Here is a 22243-nt window from a genome sequence, read left to right on the forward strand (position 1 = left end):
CACTCACACCGAGGAAGACGCCGAGCATGACATGGACAGTCGCCGCCATCGACCTGGGGGCCTCCAGCGGCCGCGTGCTCATCGGCACGCTGTCGGCCGACGGGGTTCTCACGGTCGACGAGTGCTCGCGCTTCCCCAACGCGCCGGTGCGCGTCCCCTTCGACAGCGGTGACGACCTGCAGTGGGACGTCCTGTCGCTGTGGGAGGGGATCCGCGCCGGGCTGCGTGAGGCCGCCCGGCGCGGCCCGGTGGACGCCGTCGGGATCGACACGTGGGGGGTGGACTACGGCCTGCTCGACGCCGACGGACGCCTGCTGGGCAACCCCATGTCCTATCGCTCGGAGCGCACGGCCACCGCCGTCGAGCGCGTCCACTCGGCCCTTCCCCCCGAGGAGCTGTACGCCCTCAACGGCATCCAGTTCCAGCCCTTCAACACCATGTTCCAGCTGGTCGCCGACACCTGCCTGGCCCGCGACGCCCTGACCCGCCAGATGCTCCTGATCCCCGACCTGCTCGGCTACTGGCTCACCGGCCAGAGGATCTGCGAGGTGTCGAACGCCTCGACGACCGGTCTGATCGACCCGGCGACGCGACGCTGGAGCCCCCGGATCCTCACGACGCTCCGTGAGGGCCTGCACGCGGATGTGCCCGCGATCCTGCCGCCCCTGGTCGAGCCCGGCACCGTGGTGGGGCCCGTGCATCTCGGCTCCGTGGACCTGCGGACCCACACGGGTGCCCCGTCACCGCTCATCGCGGTCGCGTCCCACGACACGGCCTCGGCGGTCGTGGCCGTTCCCGCCACGCACGACCACAGCGATCCCGGCGCCACGTTCGGGTTCATCTCGTCTGGGACCTGGTCGCTCGTCGGCGTCGAGCTCGACGCCCCGGTGCGGACGCCGGCGTCCAGGCGCGCCAACTTCACCAACGAGCTGGGGTTGGACGGCACCGTCCGGTATCTGAAGAACATCACCGGCATGTGGGTGCAGCAGGAGTGCCTGCGGCAGTGGCGCGACGAGGACGCGGGCCGCCAGATGCCGTGGCCGGAGGTGACCGCCGAGACGGAGGCGGCTACACCCATGCGCACCCTGTTCGACGTCAACGACCCGGTCTTCGCCGCCCCCGGTGTCATGACCACGCGCATCGACGAATGGGCGGAGCGAGCCGGCGAACCCATCCCCCGGCACCGCGGAGAGTATCTTCGCTCGATCACCGAGTCACTCGTCGTGGCCTACCGCCGCGCCCTCCGCGAAGCCACCCGGCTGTCGGGTTCGGCCATCGGGGCGGTCCATGTCGTCGGCGGCGGGTCGAAGAACCGCCTTCTGTGCCAACTCACCGCCGACGCCACCGGCCTGCCGGTCGTCGCCGGCCCCGTGGAGGGCACGGCGGTCGGGAACATGCTCGTGCAACTGCGAGCCATCGGCGCCCTGCGCGGCGGGCTCGACGCACTGCGCCTCGTCGTGGAGCGATCGGTCGAGACCGACCACTACGCTCCCACCCCGGGGGCGGAAGTCCTGTGGGACGAGGCTGAGCGCCGCGTCCTCAACCCCCGGCGAACCCCAGCCGCGGCCGTCGTCGACGGACTCGGCTCGTGACCGCACGAGCCGACGGAACACACCAACCAGGAGGAACAATGACCCATCCCACCACCGCAGCGGCGATCCTCGACTCCATGGGGAAGGCCGGAGCACGCCTCGACCACATCGGCGCCTGCGAGGCGGGCGCGGGCAACATCTCGGTGTCGATCAGGCAGACCCCGGCCGACCTCGACGACTTCTTCCCGGAGGTCTCCTCCATCGACCTCCCGGTGCAGGTCCCGGGCCTTGCCGGATGGACGTTCTTCGTCACCGGCTCGGGGAGCAGGCTCCGCGAGATCGGCGAGGACCCCACCGCCAACGTCTCCGTGATCATCGTGGACGACGGGGGCACGACAGCCACGTGGCGCACGTCCCCTCGGCGCACCTTCGTCAGGCCGACCTCGGAGTTCAACTCCCACCTGGGCGTCCACGAGGACCAGGTGACCCGGCGCGGGCTCGACTTCCAGGCGGTCATCCACGCCCAGCCGCCGTACCTGGTCCAGCTCTCGCACATCCCCGCCCTGCGCAACGACGAGGCCTTCAACCGGGCCGTGCTGCGCTGGGAGCCCGAGACCATCGTCCAGTTGCCCGGGGGGATCAAGGTGCTCGGCTTCATGGTGCCCGGTAGCGAGGAGCTGGGACTCAACAACGTGGAGGCGCTACGCGACCACCAGATCGTCCTGTGGAGCAAGCACGGCCTCATGGTGCGCTCGGACGACTCCCCGCTGGCCGCGGTCGACAAGGTCGAATACGTCGAGACGGGTGCGATGTACGAGTACCGCAACCTCGCGATCGGGGGCACGGGCGAAGGCCTCCTGGCCGAGGAGGGGCACCGCGTGGTCGAGGCGTTCGGCGTCGACACCGACCTGTTCTAGAGCCTCCCCGGCCGGGCCGACGGCTCGGTCGCCCGGCTCCGCGTGACAGACTTCCTTCAAATCTCGCTCACCCGCAACCAGCCCGGGCATTCTTCCTTGCCAGAGCCGGAAGCCATGAAGACGCCCAGCGAATTGAAGGAACTGAGTCACGGTGCGGCCACCGCACGTGGCGCCGCCGGTCACCCCGCCGGGCGCACGAGGGCCGCGTCGTAGGCGAAGACGACCATGTGGACGCGGTCGCGCAGGTCGAGCTTGGTGAGGATGTGGCTGACGTGGGTCTTCACGGTCGCCTCGGCGACGAACAGCCGCTCGGCGATCTCCTGGTTGGTCAGACCCCGTGCCACCAGGCCGAGCACCTCCTGCTCGCGATCGCTCAGCAGGCCGAGACGCTCCCGGGCATCCGTTGCCGGGACCGACTCGTCCGGCATGCTGGGCAGGAAACGTTCCAGCAGCCGACGGGTGACGCTGGGGGCCACGACCGCGTTGCCGGAATGCACGGCCCGGATCGCCGACAGCAGGTCGGCCGGGCCCGCGTCCTTCAGCAGGAACCCCGAGGCTCCCGCCTGCAGCGCGGCGAACACGTAGTCGTCCAGGTCGAAGGTCGTGAGGACGAGCACCCGTGCCCGCGCACCGGACGCGACGACACGCCGGGTGGCCTCGATGCCGTCCATGTCGGGCATGCGGATGTCCATGAGCACCACGTCCGGGTCGTGCTCCCGCACCGCCGCGAGCGCCTCGTGCCCCGTGCCCGCCTCGCTGACCACAGTCATGTCGGACTGGGCGTCCAGCACCATGCGGAACCCGACGCGCACCATCTGCTGGTCATCGGCCAGCACGAGCCTGATCGTCACCCGTTGTCCTCCTCGTCGACCGCGATGCCCACCTCGCTCGCAGGCAGGTCGGCGATCACCTCGAACCCGCCCGCCGCGCGCTCCCGGGCCACCAGCGTGCCACGGAACGCCGCCATGCGCTCGCGCATGCCGATCAACCCGTGTCCCAGGCCGTCGACGGGATCATGGCCCCGTCCGTCGTCGGTGACGTGGATGTGCAGACCCGCGGGGGTGTGCCGCAACTGCACGGTGGCGTGCGCCCCCGGGCCGGCGTGCTTGATGACGTTCGTCAGAGCCTCCTGGACCACGCGGTATGCGGCGGTCCCGGCACCCGCGCCGAGCGGAGCGTGGTCGTCCGGCCGGCCCACGACCTCGAACCCCACCGGCAGCCCCGCGTCCCGTACGTTGCGGACGAGGGCCGCGATGTCGTCCAGCCCGACCGTCGGGGCGAGTTCCGCGCTCTCGCCGTCGGTGCGCAGCACTCCCACGATGCGGCGTGTCTCGTCCAGCGCGTTGTGCGCGGTCGTCCGGATCACCCCGAGGGTTCGGCTCGCGGCCTCCAGCCGCTCCTCGGGGTCACCCGGGCGGTCGATGAGATAGCCGGCCCCGTCCGCCTGGACGACGATCAACGAGAGCGAGTGGGCGACGATGTCGTGCATGTCGCGCGCGATGCGGGAGCGTTCCTGCTGGATCGCCAGTTCGCGCTGCTGAAGCTGTGCCCGCTCGACGACCGCCGCCCGTTCCCCCTCGCTCCGCTCGGCGAGTTGCCGGTGGTGGTCGATGCGCCCGAACACCCAGGCCACGATCACCAGCAGCGCGCAGGCCGCCGCGTCCACTCCTGCCAGTGTCAGGGCGCTCCTCAGATCGCCCGGATCGCCGCGGAAACCCTGTGGGCCGAACACGACGTCCAGGCCGCCGAGCACGGACGAGACCAGACCGGCGGCCAGCCACAGGTTGGGATGCCGCGACGACTTGGCCACCGCGTGGATGATCGGCAGGACGACGAAGTTGCCGATCACGAACTCGTCGATGACGACGAGCTGGACGATGTGGGGAACGATCAGGAGCAGCCCGGCGAGGTCGGGGTTGGTCCGGCGCCACAGGAGCGGCACGACGTAGGCGACGCCCCACGCGACGTACCACCCCTCGGACTGGGTAGCGTTCGCCAGGGAGGTCTGGAAGCCCACGACGAACGGGAGAAGCAGCAGGACCAGGCCGAGGTCGGCCACCCAGGGGTGCGCGGCCATGAAGGCACCGATCCTGCTGAACGTCATGGACGCAGCCTAGGCAGGTCTCCGGCCGGGCGTCGTCCCTCGTCGGATGGGTTCCCGGTCATCCGGCGGGATGAGCGAGGAGCCGGCCGACGCCACGTTGCGCGGCTGGGCGCGCAACGGTTGTCCTGTCGGCTAGCGTCGGAATCGTGAGCATCCACAGCGAGCACCCCTTCCAGGAGGCGATGCGCGATCCGGGCCGCCGGTTCCGCGGCCGGCTGGGTGGGCGCGTCGCCCTGTGGGCCACGGGCACCGCCGCCAGCGGCGCGGGGCTGACGGTGTCGTCCCAGCTCCTGGTCGCGGGCGACCCCTGGCGCGCGGTCGCCGCCGTCAATCCCGACTCGGATTTCGCCGATGCCGTGGGGACGACGGGCCTGTGCACCACGACGTTGCTCGAATCGCATCACCTCGCGCTGGCGGAGGCGTTCGCCGGTGGCCCGGCACCCGGCGGGCCCTTCCGCCTGACCCGTTGGGCCGACACCGAGTGGGGCCCGGTACCCGACGACGCCGGCACCTGGGCGGGCATGGAGGTGGAGTCGATCGCCCCGCTCGGCTGGCTGCTGCTCGTCACCTGCCGCGTACGGACGATCGTGATCGGGGACGACGACCACCCGCTCGCGCACCGGCGCGGACGCTACGAACTGGGCTGACCGGCCGCTCGGCGACGCAGGGTTGCTGCCAGCAGTAGTCCTGCCGCAACCTGGAACACCCCTATGATCACGACGAGTATCGGCAGTGCGTTTTGGTACAGCGCCCCCGAAAGCACCCCGCCGAGCACGGCGGCACTCCCCTGAACGGCCGCGAACACCCCGAAAGCCGTCGCCCGGCGTTCGGGCGCGACAAGGTCGGCGATGAGCGCTTTGACAGTCGAGTCCTGCAGACCACCGGCCGCGCCCCACACGATCACGCCCGCGACCACCGCGCCGAGCGACTCGCCGAAGGCCAGCACCGGCACGACGGCGACCAGCACCGGCACCGCATAGAGCACCCGTGCCCCCACGCGGTCATACGCGGCACCCGCAGCGACCGCTGCCACGGCGGCGGTCGCCTGACCTGCCGCGAACACCAAGGGCACCGCCCACAGCGGAACCAACGCGGCGTCCGCCATGTGATAGGAGATCACGGTGAAACTCACCAGACCCGCCGTGGTCAGCGCCGACGAAGCCGCGAACCAGAGGAAACCGCCACCGAGACCGTCGCCTAGCCCTGCCACCCACCAGCCACGGCCCACCTCGTCTGGTTTGTCCTCCCGAACGGCGCTCGGATCGGGGCCGGACGACGCCACGGTCTCGACCGAGCCCACAGCGTGGACCCGTAGCCACGCGAGGACGGCAAGGCTGATGAGCCCCGGGACGATCAGCACCGCCAGCGCAGCCCACATGTGCCCGGTGAGGGCGATCACACCGGCCACGATCAGGGGGCCCAGCAGCGCACCCATCTCGTCCAGCGCCTTGTGAACACCGAACCCCTTACCGTGCCCGACGATCCCGGTGACTCTTGCGAGCAGCACGGACTTCGACGGACTGCGGATGGCTTTGCCGAGGCGCTCAGCGACCACGAGGGACGATGCCACCACCAGGCCGACCGAGCCGAGGAACGGGGTGAGCGCCAGCAGCGGGACGAAGACCGCGGTCATCGCATACCCGACCATGGTGAGGCGCCAGTAGCTGCCCTTGCGATCGGCCACCGGCCCGAACACCAGGCGCAACACCAGGCTGGTCGCCTCGGCAAGGCCGCCCACGAGACCCGTGACGAAGGCCGTGGCGCCCAGCGATTGCAGAAAGGGGCCGACGATCGACTTCGACCCGTCGGCCACGACGTCCGACAACAGGCTCACCAGCCCGAATCCGACGACGGCACGCCAGGCGCCTCTGCGGACAACTGCGTCGACTCCCACCTGCCCAGTCTGACCCTGAGCGCCAGGAAACGCGAACGACTTCCACTGGCTGATGCGACGCAGGGTCGATCACCGGCATGCGCCTCGCCCCAGCCCACGCCGCACCCAGTACGCTTCACCTCATGGCTACCCCAGCGCCGGACGCCGAGATCCTCGCAGCCGCCCGCGACAACGTGGTGAGACGCTGGCTGCGCGAGTACCTGATCACGTTCGGCATCGTGGCCGTGGTCATGGTGGCCCTGTCGGTCGCCGGCCTGGGCCCGTTGGGGAACGGCCATCTCGTCCCACGGGTGGGCTGGACGATCACCCTGGTCGCCGGGGTGGCTCTGGCCGCGGTCGGGGTGCAGCTGGGCACCGAGGTGGTGGCCCGGCGCCTCCATGCGTCGCGGCCCGGGCAGGACGCGGGCCCCCTGATGTCCGGTCTGCCGCCCCGTGGCCAGACGCGCACCACGCTCCGCCCGGCGCAGGTGTGGCCGGTCATCGCGCCGCTGCTCGATGTTCCGGAATCGATCCGACCCCCGGCCGGGGCCACGACCCTCGGCGTACGGACCGGCCCACGCTGGCAGCTCGCCCCCCACCTGTGCCTCGTGGACGTCCGGCCGTCGTCCGACCAACCGGGCACGACAGTGGTCACCGTGTGCTCGCAGCCGCAACGTCCCTTTGACCTGGCCGACTACGGCCTGTCGTTCCGCCGCGGCAACGAGGTACTCGGCACGGTCGCGCGTCTGGACGCCCAGGGCGGCTGATTCCGAGGTCCTGGCGCGCGGATTGTAGGGTGGGTGCACCATGGACAGCGAGATCCTGGCCTCGGAACAGAGGCATCATCGGCGTTTCCGGCGAATCTACCGCTCGGCGCTCTTCGTCATCCTCGCGGCGGCGGTCTTCGGGCTGGTCGTCGCGGGGTTCAAGATCGGTGCACGCACCGGGTGGATCGTCACCGTCGGGTTGGTCGTCATCGCGCTGGTGCTCGTCGGCATGCACTTCTGGCTCGGCAGGCGCGACGAGGACGCCCTTGCCTCGTCGGGGCCGTGGTCGTTCGGGCAGGTCTACTCCGGCCACCAGCAGCGTGCCATCTGGAACGCCATGGGTCAGGTGCTCACCGGCCAGCGCATGAGCGTCACCCGCGTCACCTCCACCACGGCCCTGTGCGAACGGCCGGGCAGCTTCCTGTACCGCAAGGGCGTGCACCTGGTGGACGTGCGCGAGTCCGCCGATCATCCCGGCTGGTTCGTCGTCACGGTCTTCGCGTCCCCCGATCTGCCCACCACGATCACCGATTTCGGACGCGGTGCCGGCATCAACCACGCCCTGCTCGCGGCCGTTCCCGGTCACCGGAAGCCCGGGGACCCCGAGCTCGCCGACGTCGCGAGCTGACCACCAGACACAGATCGGCCCACGGTGCGAGAGGCGCCCGGGTTGCGGCAGGATGGAGACATGGATCCCGAGGCAATCGCCGGCCGCTACACGCTGGTCCGCACCATCGGGAAGGGAGCCACCGGCAACGTATGGGAAGCCGTCGACACCCTGCTCCATCGCGCCGTCGCGATCAAGATCGTCGACCTCGCGGGCGCGCGTGATCCCGCCACCGCCGAGCGCTTCCGCCGCGAGGGCGTGGCGATCGCCGGGGTCAACCACCCGGCCATCGTCCAGGTCTACGACACCGGCGCCGACGACGCCCGCGGCTGGCTGGTCATGGAGCTTCTCACCGGCCCGAACCTGAACACGCTGGTGAAGCAGCGCGGTCCCGTGTCGTTCGCCGTCGGCATGCCGTTGCTCGCCGAGGTCGCCTCCGGCCTGCAGGCCGCACACGACGCCGGCATCACCCACCGCGACGTCAAGCCCGCGAACATCGTCCTCCACGCCCAGCCCGACGCCGACGGGACGCTGCCCGACCTGCTGGAGCGCCCCGAACTCGGGCACCCGGTGCTCGTCGACTTCGGCATCGCGCGGCTCGTGGACGAGTCGGGCACGCAGCTGACGCGTCCGGCCACGGCCATCGGCACCGCCGCCTACATGTCACCCGAGCAGGCGCGCGGCCAGATCGTGGGCCCGGCCTCCGACGTGTACTCGCTGGGCTGCGTCCTGTACTACCTGTTCCTCGGGCACCCGCCCTTCATGGCCGACAACTCGGTCGCGATCGCCCATTCGCAGGCCTTCGACCCGCCCGTCCCCTTGGGAGAGCTGAGCCCCGACGTCCCGCCCGCGCTCGACACGCTGGTGGCCCGCATGCTCGCCAAGGACCCGAGCATCCGGCCGACCGCCAGCGAGGTGTCCCGGGAGCTGCTCGCCATCACCGCCGACCCGCGCATGGCCCCGACGGTGACCCTGCCCTCCGGGGTCGGTGCAGCCGCCGATCTGCCCGTCGTGGACCAGGACCCCCTCGTCTCGTCCGACGCCAAGCAGGCCACGGCCGAGACCGAGGCCGTGACCAGGGTGGGTGGCTCCGCGTGGCGTCGTCCCGGACGATGGCTGATGGGGCTGCTCGTCGTCGGGCTCCTGGCGGCCCTCGTCTACTCGTGGGTGGCCCCCGGCAGGCCTCAGCCCAGCCCCACCGTGACGTTGACGAACACCGTCACCCGAACCAGTTCGCCCATGCAGACGGCCAGCCGGACGCCGTCGTCCTCGGTCACCCCCACCGACGACACCACCTACGTACCCGAGACGACCTTCTGGCCGACGACCGAGGCCCCGACCCAGGCGCCGACGACGACGGTGACCTACCAGCCGCCGCCCGTCACCATCACCACCACTCACACACCGACCGAAGAGCCCACCCCGCCCGAATCGATAGACACCTCGCAGCCGGCTACGACCGAGCCCGCCGGTTGAAGAGACCTGCCCGTCGGCGGCGCGGCCTCTCCCGTGATCGCCGTCGGCCACACCTGACGACGCCGCCCACCGCGCGTCCCCAGACCTGGCGTCGCGCGCGCGGCGTGCGACAATGATCTGGTGTCGTTTCTCGTAGGTACCCGGTCGAGCGACCTGGCCATGACCCAGGCGCGACAGGTGAGAGACGCCCTCGCGCGCCACGGATTGGACGCCGAGCTCAAGCCCATCACCACCCGGGGAGACGTCGACCAGACCCCGTTGAGCAGGCTCGGGGGAATCGGCGTGTTCGCCGATGCGGTACGCACCGCACTGCTGTCGGGCGAGATCGACCTGGCGGTCCACTCGCTCAAGGACCTGCCCACCGGGTCTGCTGCCGGGCTGCGGATCGCGTGCGTCCCGACGCGGGAGGACCCGCACGACGCGCTCGTCTCCAGGGACGGCATCGGGCTCGACGATCTTCCGGACGGTGCGCGGGTCGGCACCGGGTCGCCGCGCCGTGCGGCCCAGGTGCGCGCACGCCGTCCCGGCCTCGTGGTCGTCGATCTGCGTGGCAACGTGCCCACACGAGTGGCCAGGGTCCTCGGCCAGGACGCCGACCTCGACGCCGTCGTCCTGGCCAATGCCGGGTTGCGCCGTCTGGGCCTGGCCGACGTCGTCAGTGAGGTGCTCGACTTCGCCTGGGCGCCGGGCCAGGGATGCCTCGCGGTGGAGTCGAAGGTCGACACGGACCCCGGGCTCGCCACCGTCCTCGCCCTCCTCGAGGATCCGGAGGCCCGCCGGGCCGCGGCCGCGGAACGCTCGGTGCTCGAGGGCCTCGGCAGCGGTTGCGCCGCCCCGGTCGGGGTGACCACCGACCTGTCTCGCGGCGTGCTCACAGCCGTCGTGATGAGCCTCGACGGCACCGAACGCGTCGTCCTCGAAACCCAGTTGCCGGCCTCCCCGGAAGGATGCCGCAAGGCCGGGTTGGGGCTCGCCGCCGATCTGCTCGCCGCCGGGGCGGGGGCCATCTGCGACCTGTCGTCCCCGGGGTCGCGCCAGTGACCCGACGCGTGCTGTACACCGGGCGTCCGGGACGGGTGAGCGAGGCCATCGCCGCCGCCGGGTTCGGGGTCGACTGCATGCGGGTCGTCGCGAACCGGCCCGTCCCCGGAGCCGTGGACGCGGTCGCGTCCTGGCTCTCGCGGGCACCCGCCGGAGCCTGGCTGGCCATCACCTCGGCCACGGCCGTCGAGTTGCTCACCGGCGTGGACGTCCGCGTCCCGGTGGCTGCGGGTGGCCCCGCGACCGCCGCTGCGGCCTCACGGGCCGGCTGGCGTGTCGGCCTGGTCGCCGCGCAACCCGGAGGCGCGGCTGCGCTCGCCCGAGCGCTGGCCGACCTGCCGCCGGCGCGGGTGCTGGTGGCGGTCTCCGCGCTCGCCGACGACACCCTGGGCTCCGCACTCACCGCGTCCGGGTACGGCGTCGACCGCATCGACCTCTACACGACCGTCCCCGATCCGGGAGCGGTGAGGGACGTGGCACGGGCATGGCCGCAGTGGGACGCCCGTGTGCTCTCGTCCGCCTCGACCGTCGAGGCCCTCGCCCCGGCAGTCGACCTCCCCCGCACACCGGGGATCGTCGCCCTCGGCGAGGCCACCTCGGCCGCCCTGACCCGCCTGGGCGTCCCCCACACCGTTTCGACCGGCACGACCGGGCAAGCGGTCTCGTCCACCATCCAAGGAGTGTTGGCATGAACATCCGCCCACGCCGCCTGCGCACGTCAGCGGCCATGAGGAACCTCGTCCGCGAGACCCGCGTCGACGCATCCAGCCTGGTGCTGCCGGTGTTCGTCGTCGACGGGCTCGACGAGCCCCGGCCGATCGCCTCGATGCCCGGCGTCGTCCAGCACAGCCTGGACTCGCTGCGAGCCGAGGCCACCCGTTGCGCCGAGCTCGGCGTCGGCGGCATCGACATCTTCGGGGTGCCCGCCCTGCGCGACGCGGTCGGCTCGGCGGCGTGGGCACCCGACGGCATCCTCAACCGCGCCACGGCGGCCGTGCACGCCGAGGTCGGGGACGCGGTCGTGGTCATCGCCGACACCTGTCTGGACGAGTTCACCGACCACGGCCACTGCGGTGTGGTGACCGCCGACGGCCGGGTCGACAACGACGCGACACTCCCGCTGTACGAGCAGATGGCGGTCGCCCAGGCCGAGGCGGGTGCCCACATGGTCTCCCCGTCCGGCATGATGGACGGCCAGGTGGCCGCGATCCGCCGGGCGCTGGACGAGGCCGGCCACATCGACGTCGGCATTCTCGCCTATTCGGCCAAGTACGCTTCCGCACTCTTCGGCCCCTTCCGTGAAGCGGTCGACAGCCAGCTGAAGGGCGACCGACGTACCTACCAGATGGATCCGGGCAACGCCCGGGAGGGGCTCAAGGAGGCCCTGCTCGACATCGCCGAGGGCGCGGACGTCGTCATGGTCAAGCCCGCGACCTTCTACCTCGACGTGCTGTCGGACGTGCGGGCCGCCGTGCAGGTGCCGGTGGCCGCCTATCAGGTGTCGGGTGAGTACGCGATGCTGGAGGCCGCGGCCGCCAACGGCTGGATCGACCGCGAGCGTGCGATCGGCGAGTCCCTGGTGTCGATCCGGCGGGCGGGTGCCGACACCGTGCTGACGTACTGGGCCGCCGAGGTGGCCGGCTGGCTGAGGGAGGGGCGGACGCTGTGACCGCGGAACACGACACCGAGTTGTTCGAGCGGGCATGCCGGGTGATCCCCGGTGGGGTCAGCTCCCCCGTGCGGGCCTGGGGTCCGGTCGGCGGCACTCCGCGCTTCCTGCGCAGCGCCTCGGGCGCCTGGGTGACCGACGAGTCGGGGCGCCGTCTGGTCGACCTGATCGGCTCGTGGGGTCCGGCGATCCTCGGCCACACCCACCCCGAGGTGGTGGCGGCGGTCCGCGAAGCAGCCGGACGCGCCCTGAGCTTCGGCGCACCAACGGCCGCCGAGGTCGACCTCGCCGAACTGATCTGCGCACGGGTGGCCCCGGTCGAGCAGGTGCGGTTCGTCTCGACCGGCACCGAGGCGACGATGACCGCCATACGCCTGGCGCGGGCCGCCACGGGACGCGACCTGCTCGTCAAGTTCGCCGGTTGCTACCACGGGCACAGTGATTCGCTGCTCGTCGCGGCCGGATCCGGCCTGGCGACGGCGGGACGGCCCAGCTCGGCCGGTGTGCCCGACGCGATCGCCGCGCTGACGCTGGTCGTCCCCTACAACGATGTCGACGCACTGGAGGCGCTGTTCGCCGAGCGCGGTGACCAGATCGCCGCGGTGATCACCGAGCCCGCGCCGGCCAACATGGGCGTGATCGTGCCGGACGCCGGATTCAACGCCGCCATCCGCCGGATCACCGCCGCACACGGCGCCCTGATGATCGCCGACGAGGTGCTCACCGGGTTCCGGTGTTCCTTCACCGGCGAGTGGGGACGCGAGCAACAAGCCGGCGAGAGCTGGGTGCCCGACCTGTTCACCTTCGGGAAGGTCGTGGGCGGTGGGATGCCGCTGGCGGCCCTCGGCGGGCCCCGTGACCTGATGGAGCTCCTGGCCCCCGTCGGCCCCGTCTACCAGGCGGGCACACTGTCGGGCAACCCGTTGGCGACCGCGGCGGGCATCGCGACCCTGTCACGCGTGGACGAGGCGCTGATGACCACCATCGACCGCGTCGCCGACTCGGTCACCGACTCGGCTCACCGGGCCCTGGACGCGGCCGGCGTCCCCCACCGGGTGCAGCGGGTCGGCAGCCTGTTCTCGATCTTCTTCGGCGAGTCGGCCGGCGAGCGGCCTGTGCGCGACTTCACGGATGCCCAGGCCCAAGACCTGGCCGCCCACAAGGCGTTCTTCCATGCCGTGGACGATGCCGGGGTGCTGCTGCCGCCCTCCGCGTTCGAGGCCTGGTTCGTCTCGGCAGCGCACGACGACCAGGCCCTGGAGGTCATCGATCGGGCCATGCGGGCCGGGGCCGAGGCCGCTGCGCGCGTCGTCGGCTGACCTCCTCCGACGGGCGTCAGCCGCCCCGTGGGCCCCGGGTGACCGGGGGGCGGCGTGACCACGTTCCTTCATATTCCGTCCCCTCGGCCAAGCGCTGTTCCTGACCAGGGGAAACACTGTCGCGCATGAGAGTCGCGTCAATTTTGAAGGAACTTGGTCACGGCGCCTGCAGGAGACCGACCACCTCGTCCAGGCCTCGCGGGTGTCCCGGCAGCCCGAGGCGCTGGGCGAGCGCCAGCGGCCACGGCTGATCGAGGCGCGCCCGGGCCACGAGGCCGGCGTCCGACAGCACCTCACCGACCCCACCGCTGACCACCTGGTGATCGACGACGACAGCCGCCCGATCGCCACGGGCCAGAGCCAGGTCGACATCGTGCGTGGCGAGCACCACCGTCGTGCCCTGGTCACGAAGCCGCGCGAGGATCGCGACCGTCTCGCGCACCCCCGCCGGGTCGAGTCCCGCGGTCGGCTCGTCCAGAAGCAGCACGTCGGGACGCATCGCAACCGCGCCGGCGATCGCGACTCGCTTGCGTTCGCCGTAGCTGAGCTGATGACAGGGCCGATCGGCCAGATGGGTGACGGAGAGCAGGTCGAGGGCCTCGTCCACCCGGGCGAGCACCTCGTCGCGGGGCAGGCCCATGTTCGTCGGGCCGAACGACACGTCCTGACGGACGTCGGCCGAGAAGAGCTGATCGTCGGGATCCTGCATGACGAGCTGGACGCGCCGCCGATGCGCACGAAGTGAGCGGCGGTCGTGCCCCAGGGGCTCGCCCTCGACGAGAATCGATCCGCTCGCCGGCACATGGCTGCCGCACAAGCAGCGCAGAAGTGTGGTCTTGCCCGAGCCGTTGGCTCCGAGCAGCACCAGCCGGCTGCCACGCTCGACGGTGAGCGACACCCGGTCGAGCACCGGCGGCCCCCCGGGATAGCCCGCCGAGACGTCGCGCACCTCGATGACCGGAGTGCTCACCATGCCGCCTCCCGGACGAGCACCCAGGCCAGGCACACAGTCCAGATCGCGGCGACGAGACCGGCGAAACCGGCCGCCAGACGCCGGTCACGCGGGCGGTCCGGGCTGGTCGTGGCCAAGGAATCCTCCGCACCCCGGGCGGCCAGCCCGGACTCGAGCCTGCGGGCACGGTCCCACGAGCGCACCAGGATCGTCCCGACGGCACCCGCCGTGGCTTGCCAGCGCAGTCTCGCGGTCTCGCGCGACCGGATCGGCGGATCGCCCAGCCGCCGCAGCTGGGTGTCGTGCAGCGCGACCGCGGTCGACCAGACGATGAACAGCAGCCGGTAGGTGAGCGAAGCCACCTCGACCAGCGGCCCGGGCACACGGTGGGCGGCCATCCAGTCGAGCAGGTCCGACATGGGGGTCGTGAGGGCCAGGACCATGACCGCCAGCGTCCCGGCCAGCGCGTGCAGGACGAGGCGGCCCGCCATGGCGACCGACGTCGGCGTGACCGACAGAAAACCCCACTGCCAGTAGGGATCGATCGGGGACGCGCCCACGGACAACAGGACGGAGATCGCCCCCAGGGCGATGAACACGATGGGTGCGCTCATCGCACCCATCAGCATCGACCAGCGGATGTGTGCCGGCCCGAGGATCAGGGCGGCGCTGGCCACCCCGACGAGCACGGTGCCCGGCACGACCGGCGCCACCAGGGCCGTCATGATCAGGGCGAGGCTGAGGAGGAGTTTGTCCCCCACGCGCTGGCGCCGCCAGGGGCTCGCCCAGGCGGCGTCATCGACGGCGAGCGCGGCCATGGATCAGCTGGCCGCGGGCTCGGGTTCCACGGCCGGATCACCGTCCGGGCCGCCTTCGGCCCGCTCACGCTCGACCCGGTTTCGCTCCGCCTGGCGTCCCCTCAGGTTGCCGAAGGCGAAGCCGACGACGCCCGCGCCGAGTGCCGCCTGCAGCGCGAACAGGCCCGACTCGATCTCGCCCGATCCCGGCTCGAACAGCGGGTGGAACCACGGCTGGGCACCCTGCTCGTCCATGATCTCGACCACGGCGGAGTCGGTGCCCCCGAATCCCTCCTCGCCGTCCGATGCCTTGCCCGACCCGAGGACGAACGACACGACGAACAGCGCGACCAGCAGGACGACCAGGATCACGCTTCCCCAGCCGAAGCCGGAGCCCTTCTTGACCGCAGCCCGCTCAGACATGTGCCGCCTCCTTGGCCTCGTCGTCGCTCGCTCCCCTGGTCACGCCGAGGCGCAGCAGATCGGCGGGCGCCACCCTGGCGAGGAACTTGAGGATGAGGATGCCGAGGATGCCCTCCATCAGCGCCAGGGGAATCTGGGTGATCGCGAAGATCGACAGGAACTTGGCTGCCGCTCCGGCGATTCCGCTGGTCGGGTCGGGGTAGGCCAAGGCCAGCTGGAACGACGTCACGCAGTAGGTGGACAGGTCGGCCAGGCTCATCGCGAGGAAGATGCCCAGCTCCTGACGCCCGCCCAGCTTCCGGACGAGCCACCATGCGCCGTAGCCGACCCACGGGCCGGCGATGGCCATCGAGAAGGCGTTCGCACCGAGCGTCGTGATGCCACCGTGGGCGAGCAGGAGCGCCTGGAAGAGCAGGACGACCGTCCCGAGGAATGCCATGACGGGTGGCTTGAAGAGCACCGCCCCCAGACCGGTGCCGGTGGGGTGTGACGAACTGCCGGTCACGGACGGGAGCTTGATGGCGGACAGGACGAAGGTGAAGGCCCCGGCAGCCGCCAGCAGCAGCTTGTTCTCGGGATTCTTGCGGGTCTCCTTCACCACCTGCACCGCACCATGAACGATGAACGGGGTGGCAACCACGTACCAGCCGACCGCGTGAGCGACGGGGAGATAACCCTCTGCAATGTGCATGATGCACAGAACCTCTCTCGGGATTACGCGTCCCGGATACCGGTGGACCTGCAGGCGAGTTCCTGGCTCCCGATTCCCGGCGGGCCGAACGCGATGCGATCGGCGGCGATGGGCTCGGACACAGTGGCGCGACCGTGCCGGCTCGTCCGGCTTCCTCGCGCATGCAGGTCGGGATGTGATGTTGTGGGCATCATGCTAGCGGGCTCGCCACCTCGTCGGTGCGCCGGGGTCCCCGTCCGGGTCTGTCGAGGCCGTTGTCCTTTCGACAAGCTCAAGGACCAACCGCCCGCAGCCCTTCAGCAGGCCCGTTGAGCCTGTCGAAACGCCCGTCACCCTCCGACTCGTCGCCAGGCTCGTTGAGCTTGTCGAAACGAGTTACCCTTCGACAAGCTCAGGGACCAAACGCTTGCACTCATCAACAGGCTCGTTGAGCTTGTCGAAACGAGTTACCCTTCGACAAGCTCAGGGACCGCACGCTTGAACTCATCAACAGGCTCGTTGAGCTTGTCGAAACGAGTTACCCTTCGACAGGCTCAGGGACCGCACGCCCACCGCCCTCCGACGGGCTCGGGGACCGCACGCTTCGACTCGCCAGCAGGCCCGTTGAGCCTGTCGAAACGTCCGTCGCCCTCCGACAGGCGCAAGGACCGCTCCCAGACCTCACTCCTCGCCCAGCACCCGGAGCAGCGCGTCGCGCACGCGTACCGATCGGTGGGGGTCACGGTTTCCGACGACCGCCACGGTGAGCCCTCCCGCCGACGCCGTCGCGGGCGTCGACGCGGACCCACCGGGGGCCCAGTCGGCCCGCACGCAGAAGGTGTGATTCCGCTCGGCCGTCGCAGCCACCATCGCGTTGACCTGTGGATCGTCGCTGGCCGCCAGCACGTACCAGGCGCCGTCGACGTCGCCGGGACGCACAGGGCGCGACTCGTGCGCCACCTGTCCGCCGTCGACCAGACGCCGCACCTCGTCACTCACCTGTGGGGCCACGACACGTACCCTCGCCCCGGCCGCGAGCAACGCCGGGATCCTGCGGCCCGCCACCACGCCGCCACCCACGACGAGCACGTCGCGGCCGGCGAGGTACAGGCTCACCAGGTACCCCGGGGCGCCCTCGGAACGGTCCGCGACCGGGCCGGTGCTCATGGTGCTGATGTCGTCCTCCTCCCACCCTGTGACGGGCAGCCTAATGCCCGTGTGCCACCATGAACGGGTGTCCGTCATAGCCCGAACCGCCGATCATGCGACGCACGGCCTGGCCGTCGTCGAGCGACTCACCCCCGCGGCGGCGGGACTGGCGACCGATCTCGCGGCGTTGGACGGTGTCGTCGGCAGCGTGGTCGTGGCCACCTGCAACCGGGTGGAGGTGCTGGCCGAACTCGGCGTCCCGGACGCCGGGAAGGCCGTGGACGACTTCTTGTCGCAACGGCTCGGCCCGGACGCCGCCGACCTGACACGCCGCTCGGATGCCGCACTCACCGTGCACCTCTTCCGCCTCGCCTGCGGACTCGAATCGCAGGTCGTCGGCGAACGCGAGATCAACGGCCAGCTGCGACGCGCACTGTCGCGCGCCCGGAGAGCGGGCACCGCGAGCTTCGGGCTCGCCCACACCATCGAGGCCGCCTCCCGCGCGTCCCGGCGAGTCGAGAACGAGACCGGCCTGGCCGGGCGCGGACGGTCGATCGTGGCGGTCGGGCTCGACCTGGTAGGGCGGTTCGTCGAGTTGCCGGGCTGCACGGTCGTCCTCGTCGGCACAGGGAACTACGCCGGCGCGGTCACCGCGGCGCTGCACGATCGCGGGGTCGCGCGGGCGTTCGTCTCGTCGGCCTCGGGCCGTGCCGAGCAGTTCGCCGACCGGCACGGGCTCACGGCCATCGCGGACGACGACCTGGCCCACCACCTCACCGAAGCGGACCTGCTGGTGACCTGCCGGGGCTTCGGAGGCCCTGCCGTGCCGTTGGACGCTGTCGAGGCCGCACTGGCCCAGCGCGCGGCGGAGCGCCCGCTGGCTGTGCTCGATCTCGCCGTGACCCACGACGTGGATGCGAGAGTGGCGGATCTCCCCGGGGTCCACGTGATCGATCTGGCCGCGATCCATGCGTCGGTTCCCCCGGCGGACACCGAACAGGTGCGCCTGGCCGAACAGATCCTGGACGAGGAACTCGCGGCGTTCGAGGCCGACATGGCCATCCGCGGGATCGGCCCCGACATCGCCGCGTTGCAGGCGTGGTCGCGCGGCATCGTGGACGCCGAGATCGCCCGGCTGGGCGACAACCCCGACGCGGAGGCCTCGGCGATCGCGTTGAGACGGGTGGGGGCCTCGCTCGTCCATCTGCCGACCGTCCTGTTGCGGCAGGCTGCGGCCGAGGATCGCGCGTCCGGCCTGCTGCACGACCTTCGCGATCTGCTCGCGAACGGACAGGAGGCATGATGCGGTTCCTTCCCGGTTCGGTCACCCTCGTCGGCGGCGGCCCCGGCGATCCCGACCTGGTGACGGTCGGGGCGCTTCGTGCTCTGCGCGCCGCCGATGTCGTCCTCTACGACCGGCTCGCTCCGCTGGAGTGCCTCGCCGAATGCCGGGACGACTGCGAACGCGTCGATGTCGGCAAGGTTCCCCGTGGCGCGTTCACCCCGCAGGAGCGCATCAACCAGATGCTCATCGAGCACGCGAGGGCGGGCAGGGTGGTCGTCCGGTTCAAGGGCGGCGACCCGTTCGTCTTCGGACGGGGAGGCGAGGAATGGCAGGCATGCGCCGAGGCAGGGGTGCCGGTGCAGGTGCTCCCCGGGGTGTCGTCGTCCATCTCGGTGCCGGCGCTCGCGGCGATCCCGGTGACCCACCGCGGCCTGACCCAGGGTTTCTCGGTCGTCTCCGGCCACGTCCCGCCGGGCGATCCACGCTCGTCGCTCGACTGGGCGGCCCTCGCACGCACCCACGCCACCCTAGTCGTCCTCATGGGCGTCAAGAACCTGCCCGCGATCTCGGCGGCGCTCCTGGAAGGTGGGCTGGACGCCGGTACTCCGGCGACCGTGATCGCCGACGCGGGCACCCCACGCATGCGCATCGTCCATGCCACGCTGGCTACGGTGGCGGAGGCCGCCACCCGCGAGGGCATCCGGCCCCCGGCCATCACGGTCATCGGGTCGGTGGCCGCTCCCGGCCTGTTGGGCTGACGGGACGATCGCGAGGGCGTCGTCCCTGGGTTTGTCGAGGGGTCCCTGAGCCTGTCGAAGGGACCCTGAGCCTGTCGAAGGGACCCTGAGCCTGTCGAAGGGACCCTGAGCCTGTCGAAGGGCTGCTCGTTTCGACAAGCTCAACGAGCGTTCCGACAAACGATCCCTGAGCCCGTCGAAGGGACCCTGAGCCCGTCGAAGGGACCCTGAGCCCGTCGAAGGGCAACTCGCTTCGACAAGCTCAACGAGCGTCCCGGCAAACGGCCCCTGAGCCCGTCGAAGGGCTGCTCGTTTCGACAAGCTCAACGGGCGTTTCGGCAAACGGACCCTGAGCCCGTCGAAGGGACGCCGAAGACGCCCTATCGCGTCGAGTACTGCTGATCGAACTCGCGACGCATGCGCGCGATGAGCGCGGCCGCACCGGTGCAGCACACCGCGGCACCCACGTAGGCGACCACGTTCCAGACGTGCTGCGGCAGACCCGGCCGCTGGACGACGAGCACGACGCCGAAGATCGCCATCAGCCACATCATGATGCTAAGGAACCACAGGCCGATGCCGATCATCCCCCAGGGCTGGCGGCTGGGCACCCGGGCGATGCCGGTGCGAGCCAGCCGGTTCTCGGTGCCCCTCACCACGCCGAGGATGACGGCGACGAACGCCAGCGCGAGCACCCCGGTGAAGACGACCTGACCGGGTGTGGCTCCCCCGGCGGCCTGGCCGGCGACCATCCCCACCGCCCCCACCACACACCCGGCACGCATGGCGAGCAGCGGAGCCCGCTCACGCCAGTCCCGTCGCGGCATCAGCGGACCCGTGAGCGTCCCGAGTCCCCCGTCACCGCTTGCGCCCCGTCCCGAACAGCGAGCGGACGATCTCGCGTCCCGCCGACCGGGCGAGCTGCTTGAAGACACTCGAGTTGGCGACCTTCTCGACGACCGACTTCTCACGTCTACCGGACGAGCGGGACGACGTGGACCTCTGCGGCTGGGCGGCCTGTTGCTTCGCCTCCGCCTCGGCACGGGCGGCCGCGGCTCCCTCTTCCAGCTTGCGGGCGAGCATCTCGTGCGCGGAGTCCCGGTCGATCTCGGTGCCGTACGTGCCCAGCAGCGGGCTCGCCCGCACGATCTCGTCCATGCGCTCGGGTGCGGTCGGCCCCATCTGCGAGCACGGGGCGAACACGCGCGTCCAGGCGACCGGGGTCGGTGCCCCGTCCGGGTCCATGACGGTGACGATCGCCTGGCCGATGCCGAGTTGGGTGAGCAGTTCCGCCAGGTCGTAGTCCGACTTCGGGAAGGTGTTGACCGTCGCCCGCAGCGCCTTCTCGTCCTCGGGGGTATGGGCACGCAGCTGGTGCTGGATGCGGCTGCCGAGTTGGGCGAGCACCGCCGACGGCACGTCCTTGGGAGTCTGGGTCACGAAGAAGACGCCCACACCCTTCGACCGGATGAGCCGCACGGTCTGGGTGATCTGGTCGACGAACGCCTTGGACGCGTCCGCGAACAGCAGGTGGGCCTCGTCGAAGAAGAACACCAGCTTGGGACGATCGGCGTCGCCCACCTCGGGCAGGTCGTGGTAGAGATCGGCGAGCAACCACATGAGGAAGGTCGAGAACAGCGCGGGCCGATCCTGCACGTTGGGCAGTTCGAGGACGCTGACGACGCCCTGGCCGTCCGGTGCGGTGCGCAGCAGGTCGCGGGTGTCGAACTCCGGCTCGCCGAAGAAGACGTCGGCGCCCTGCTCCGACAGGTTGACGATGTTGCGCAGGATGACGCCCGCGGTCTGGGACGACAGTCCGCCGATCTGCTTGAGTTCCGGCTTGCCCTCGTCCGAGGTCAGGTACCTGAGCACGGCCACGAGGTCGTCCAGGTCGAGCAGCGGCAGCCCCTGGCCGTCGGCGAAATGGAAGACGAGCCCGAGGGACGACTCCTGCGTCTCGTTGAGGCCCAGCACCTTCGCCAGCAGGATCGGGCCGAAGCTCGCCACCGTGGCCCGCAACGGAATACCCCGGCCCTGGCCGCCCAGTGCGTAGAACTCGACCGGCGGGGCGCTCGGCTGCCAGTCCTGCCCGTTCTTCGCCGTCCGCGCCGCCAGTTTGTCGCTCGGCTGGCCGGGGGTGGCCACGCCCGACAGGTCACCCTTGATGTCGGCGGCGAACACGGGGACGCCGGCTCGCGCTATCTGCTCGGCCAGCACCTGCAGCGTGATCGTCTTGCCGGTGCCGGTGGCCCCGGCGACCAGCCCGTGCCGGTTGAGCATGGCCAGCGGGATGCGGATGCGGGCGTCGACGACCGGCTCGCCGTCGTGCGACAGGACGCCCAGATCGATGGCCGGCTCGGTGAAGGTGTAACCGGATCGGATGGCATCGATCGCGGCGCGGTCGGCGTCGGTGAGCTGTGGTGATGCGGGGACCGCTGCGGGCTCGGGTTGAGCGGGTGGAGGTGTGGGGTCGGACGCCGGCTGAGGCGCGACACTGTCGGTCGACATGCCCCCAGCATGCCACGGCAACCCTGGTCCCACCCCTGTTGTCGCAGGTCCTCCGGCTCTCTTGCGACCCCGCCCGTTAGGATGCTCGGGTGATCTTCAAACGCGTCGGAGATGGAAGGCCCTACCCCGACCACGGGTACACCCAGCGGCAGTGGGCCGACATCGCCCCGCAGCAGGTGCGGCTCGACGAACTGGTCACCATCAAGCACACGCTCGACCTCGACACCCTGCTGGAGGAGGACTCCACGTACTACGGCGATCTGTTCGCCCACGTGGTGTCGTGGCAGGGCGACCTCTACCTGGAGGAGGGGCTCCACCGGGCCCTTCGGGCGGCGCTGCAGCAGCGGCTCACCGTCCACGCCCGAGTGCTGGAGTTGAAGTAGGCTGTCGTCAACCGCGAGCCGTGGTTGGCTAGCG

24 protein-coding genes are annotated in these 22243 nt (G+C 71.0%); 13 read left to right on the forward strand and 11 right to left on the reverse strand.

The features are described from left to right. Positions 1-26 precede the first annotated feature (26 nt). Complete coding sequence (locus FB473_RS17160; protein WP_167171945.1) at positions 27-1592, forward strand: rhamnulokinase; 1566 nt, start codon at positions 27-29, stop codon at positions 1590-1592. Between the two features lie 38 nt (positions 1593-1630). Then, entirely contained in the window at positions 1631-2449 is an 819-nt protein-coding gene (locus FB473_RS17165; protein ID WP_167171948.1) for a class II aldolase/adducin family protein, read from the forward strand. A gap of 179 nt (positions 2450-2628) precedes the next feature. Here the strand turns inward: FB473_RS17165 and FB473_RS17170 are convergent, their stop codons facing one another. Then, a complete protein-coding gene (locus FB473_RS17170) occupies positions 2629-3300 on the reverse strand; it encodes a response regulator (RefSeq protein WP_341770161.1) in 672 nt (223 codons plus the stop codon). Then, complete coding sequence (locus tag FB473_RS17175) at positions 3297-4553, reverse strand: sensor histidine kinase (protein ID WP_167171952.1); 1257 nt, start codon at positions 4551-4553, stop codon at positions 3297-3299. Before FB473_RS17175 ends, FB473_RS17170 begins: the two co-directional genes overlap by 4 nt. 146 nt (positions 4554-4699) lie before the next feature. Between FB473_RS17175 and FB473_RS17180 the strand changes: the two genes are divergently transcribed. Beyond that, positions 4700-5200: a flavin reductase gene (locus FB473_RS17180; RefSeq protein ID WP_167171954.1), complete on the forward strand. Its 501-nt coding sequence runs from the start codon at positions 4700-4702 to the stop codon at positions 5198-5200. Here the strand turns inward: FB473_RS17180 and FB473_RS17185 are convergent. Further along, complete coding sequence (locus FB473_RS17185) at positions 5185-6447, reverse strand: MFS transporter (RefSeq protein WP_167171957.1); 1263 nt, start codon at positions 6445-6447, stop codon at positions 5185-5187. The two genes, FB473_RS17180 and FB473_RS17185, sit on opposite strands and share 16 nt — an antisense overlap. A gap of 122 nt (positions 6448-6569) precedes the next feature. On the opposite strand from FB473_RS17185, the gene FB473_RS17190 reads away from it, so the two are divergent. The 7 genes from FB473_RS17190 (at position 6570) to hemL (ending at position 13305) form a co-directional block, all read left to right on the forward strand. Beyond that, the gene (locus tag FB473_RS17190; RefSeq protein ID WP_167171960.1) at positions 6570-7193 is read left to right on the forward strand and encodes a hypothetical protein; all 624 of its coding nucleotides are present in this window, start codon (positions 6570-6572) and stop codon (positions 7191-7193) included. A gap of 40 nt (positions 7194-7233) precedes the next feature. Next, the gene (locus FB473_RS17195) at positions 7234-7821 is read left to right on the forward strand and encodes a hypothetical protein (protein ID WP_167171963.1); all 588 of its coding nucleotides are present in this window, start codon (positions 7234-7236) and stop codon (positions 7819-7821) included. Between the two features lie 60 nt (positions 7822-7881). Further along, positions 7882-9276: a serine/threonine-protein kinase gene (locus FB473_RS17200; protein WP_167171966.1), complete on the forward strand. Its 1395-nt coding sequence runs from the start codon at positions 7882-7884 to the stop codon at positions 9274-9276. Between the two features lie 117 nt (positions 9277-9393). Beyond that, on the forward strand, positions 9394-10317 hold the full coding sequence (gene hemC, locus FB473_RS17205; protein WP_167172056.1) for a hydroxymethylbilane synthase: 924 nt from the start codon (positions 9394-9396) through the stop codon (positions 10315-10317). Continuing rightward, entirely contained in the window at positions 10314-11009 is a 696-nt protein-coding gene (locus tag FB473_RS17210) for a uroporphyrinogen-III synthase (RefSeq protein WP_167171969.1), read from the forward strand. Before hemC ends, FB473_RS17210 begins: the two co-directional genes overlap by 4 nt. Further along, positions 11006-11986 carry a porphobilinogen synthase gene (gene hemB / locus FB473_RS17215; RefSeq protein ID WP_167171973.1) on the forward strand — a complete coding sequence of 327 codons (981 nt, stop codon included), beginning with the start codon at positions 11006-11008 and terminating at the stop codon, positions 11984-11986. The genes FB473_RS17210 and hemB overlap by 4 nt, the downstream gene beginning before the upstream one ends. Beyond that, entirely contained in the window at positions 11983-13305 is a 1323-nt protein-coding gene (gene hemL, locus FB473_RS17220; RefSeq protein ID WP_167171976.1) for a glutamate-1-semialdehyde 2,1-aminomutase, read from the forward strand. The genes hemB and hemL overlap by 4 nt, the downstream gene beginning before the upstream one ends. Before the next feature lie 157 nt (positions 13306-13462). Here hemL and FB473_RS17225 read toward each other — a convergent pair whose 3' ends face one another. From FB473_RS17225 to FB473_RS17250, 6 genes are all read right to left on the reverse strand, one after another. Next, positions 13463-14278, reverse strand: coding sequence for an energy-coupling factor ABC transporter ATP-binding protein (locus FB473_RS17225; protein WP_167171979.1), 816 nt, complete (start codon positions 14276-14278; stop codon positions 13463-13465). Then, entirely contained in the window at positions 14272-15075 is an 804-nt protein-coding gene (gene cbiQ, locus FB473_RS17230) for a cobalt ECF transporter T component CbiQ (RefSeq protein WP_167171982.1), read from the reverse strand. Before cbiQ ends, FB473_RS17225 begins: the two co-directional genes overlap by 7 nt. A gap of 3 nt (positions 15076-15078) precedes the next feature. Next, a complete protein-coding gene (locus FB473_RS17235) occupies positions 15079-15477 on the reverse strand; it encodes an energy-coupling factor ABC transporter substrate-binding protein (protein WP_167171985.1) in 399 nt (132 codons plus the stop codon). Continuing rightward, positions 15470-16168 carry an energy-coupling factor ABC transporter permease gene (locus FB473_RS17240; protein ID WP_167171989.1) on the reverse strand — a complete coding sequence of 233 codons (699 nt, stop codon included), beginning with the start codon at positions 16166-16168 and terminating at the stop codon, positions 15470-15472. The genes FB473_RS17235 and FB473_RS17240 overlap by 8 nt, the downstream gene beginning before the upstream one ends. A 23-nt stretch (positions 16169-16191) precedes the next feature. Then, complete coding sequence (locus FB473_RS17245; protein WP_167171992.1) at positions 16192-16359, reverse strand: hypothetical protein; 168 nt, start codon at positions 16357-16359, stop codon at positions 16192-16194. Positions 16360-16828: 469 nt separating this feature from the next. Then, a complete protein-coding gene (locus tag FB473_RS17250; RefSeq protein WP_167171996.1) occupies positions 16829-17392 on the reverse strand; it encodes a precorrin-2 dehydrogenase/sirohydrochlorin ferrochelatase family protein in 564 nt (187 codons plus the stop codon). Here FB473_RS17250 and FB473_RS17255 point away from each other — a divergent pair. Together FB473_RS17255 and cobA are read left to right on the forward strand one after the other, a co-directional pair. Then, positions 17382-18599: a glutamyl-tRNA reductase gene (locus FB473_RS17255; RefSeq protein ID WP_167172001.1), complete on the forward strand. Its 1218-nt coding sequence runs from the start codon at positions 17382-17384 to the stop codon at positions 18597-18599. The genes FB473_RS17250 and FB473_RS17255 overlap by 11 nt on opposite strands. Beyond that, entirely contained in the window at positions 18596-19339 is a 744-nt protein-coding gene (gene cobA, locus FB473_RS17260; RefSeq protein ID WP_167172004.1) for a uroporphyrinogen-III C-methyltransferase, read from the forward strand. The genes FB473_RS17255 and cobA overlap by 4 nt, the downstream gene beginning before the upstream one ends. Before the next feature lie 359 nt (positions 19340-19698). Here the strand turns inward: cobA and FB473_RS17265 are convergent, their stop codons facing one another. Beyond that, complete coding sequence (locus FB473_RS17265; protein WP_167172007.1) at positions 19699-20145, reverse strand: hypothetical protein; 447 nt, start codon at positions 20143-20145, stop codon at positions 19699-19701. 31 nt (positions 20146-20176) lie between these two features. Then, positions 20177-21826 carry a helicase HerA-like domain-containing protein gene (locus FB473_RS17270; protein WP_167172010.1) on the reverse strand — a complete coding sequence of 550 codons (1650 nt, stop codon included), beginning with the start codon at positions 21824-21826 and terminating at the stop codon, positions 20177-20179. An 89-nt stretch (positions 21827-21915) separates the two neighbouring features. On the opposite strand from FB473_RS17270, the gene FB473_RS17275 reads away from it, so the two are divergent. Then, positions 21916-22209 carry a type II toxin-antitoxin system VapB family antitoxin gene (locus FB473_RS17275; protein ID WP_167172014.1) on the forward strand — a complete coding sequence of 98 codons (294 nt, stop codon included), beginning with the start codon at positions 21916-21918 and terminating at the stop codon, positions 22207-22209. Positions 22210-22243 lie beyond the last annotated feature (34 nt).

Origin of the sequence: Brooklawnia cerclae (assembly GCF_011758645.1) — a bacterium.
Lineage (GTDB): Bacteria > Actinomycetota > Actinomycetes > Propionibacteriales > Propionibacteriaceae > Brooklawnia > Brooklawnia cerclae.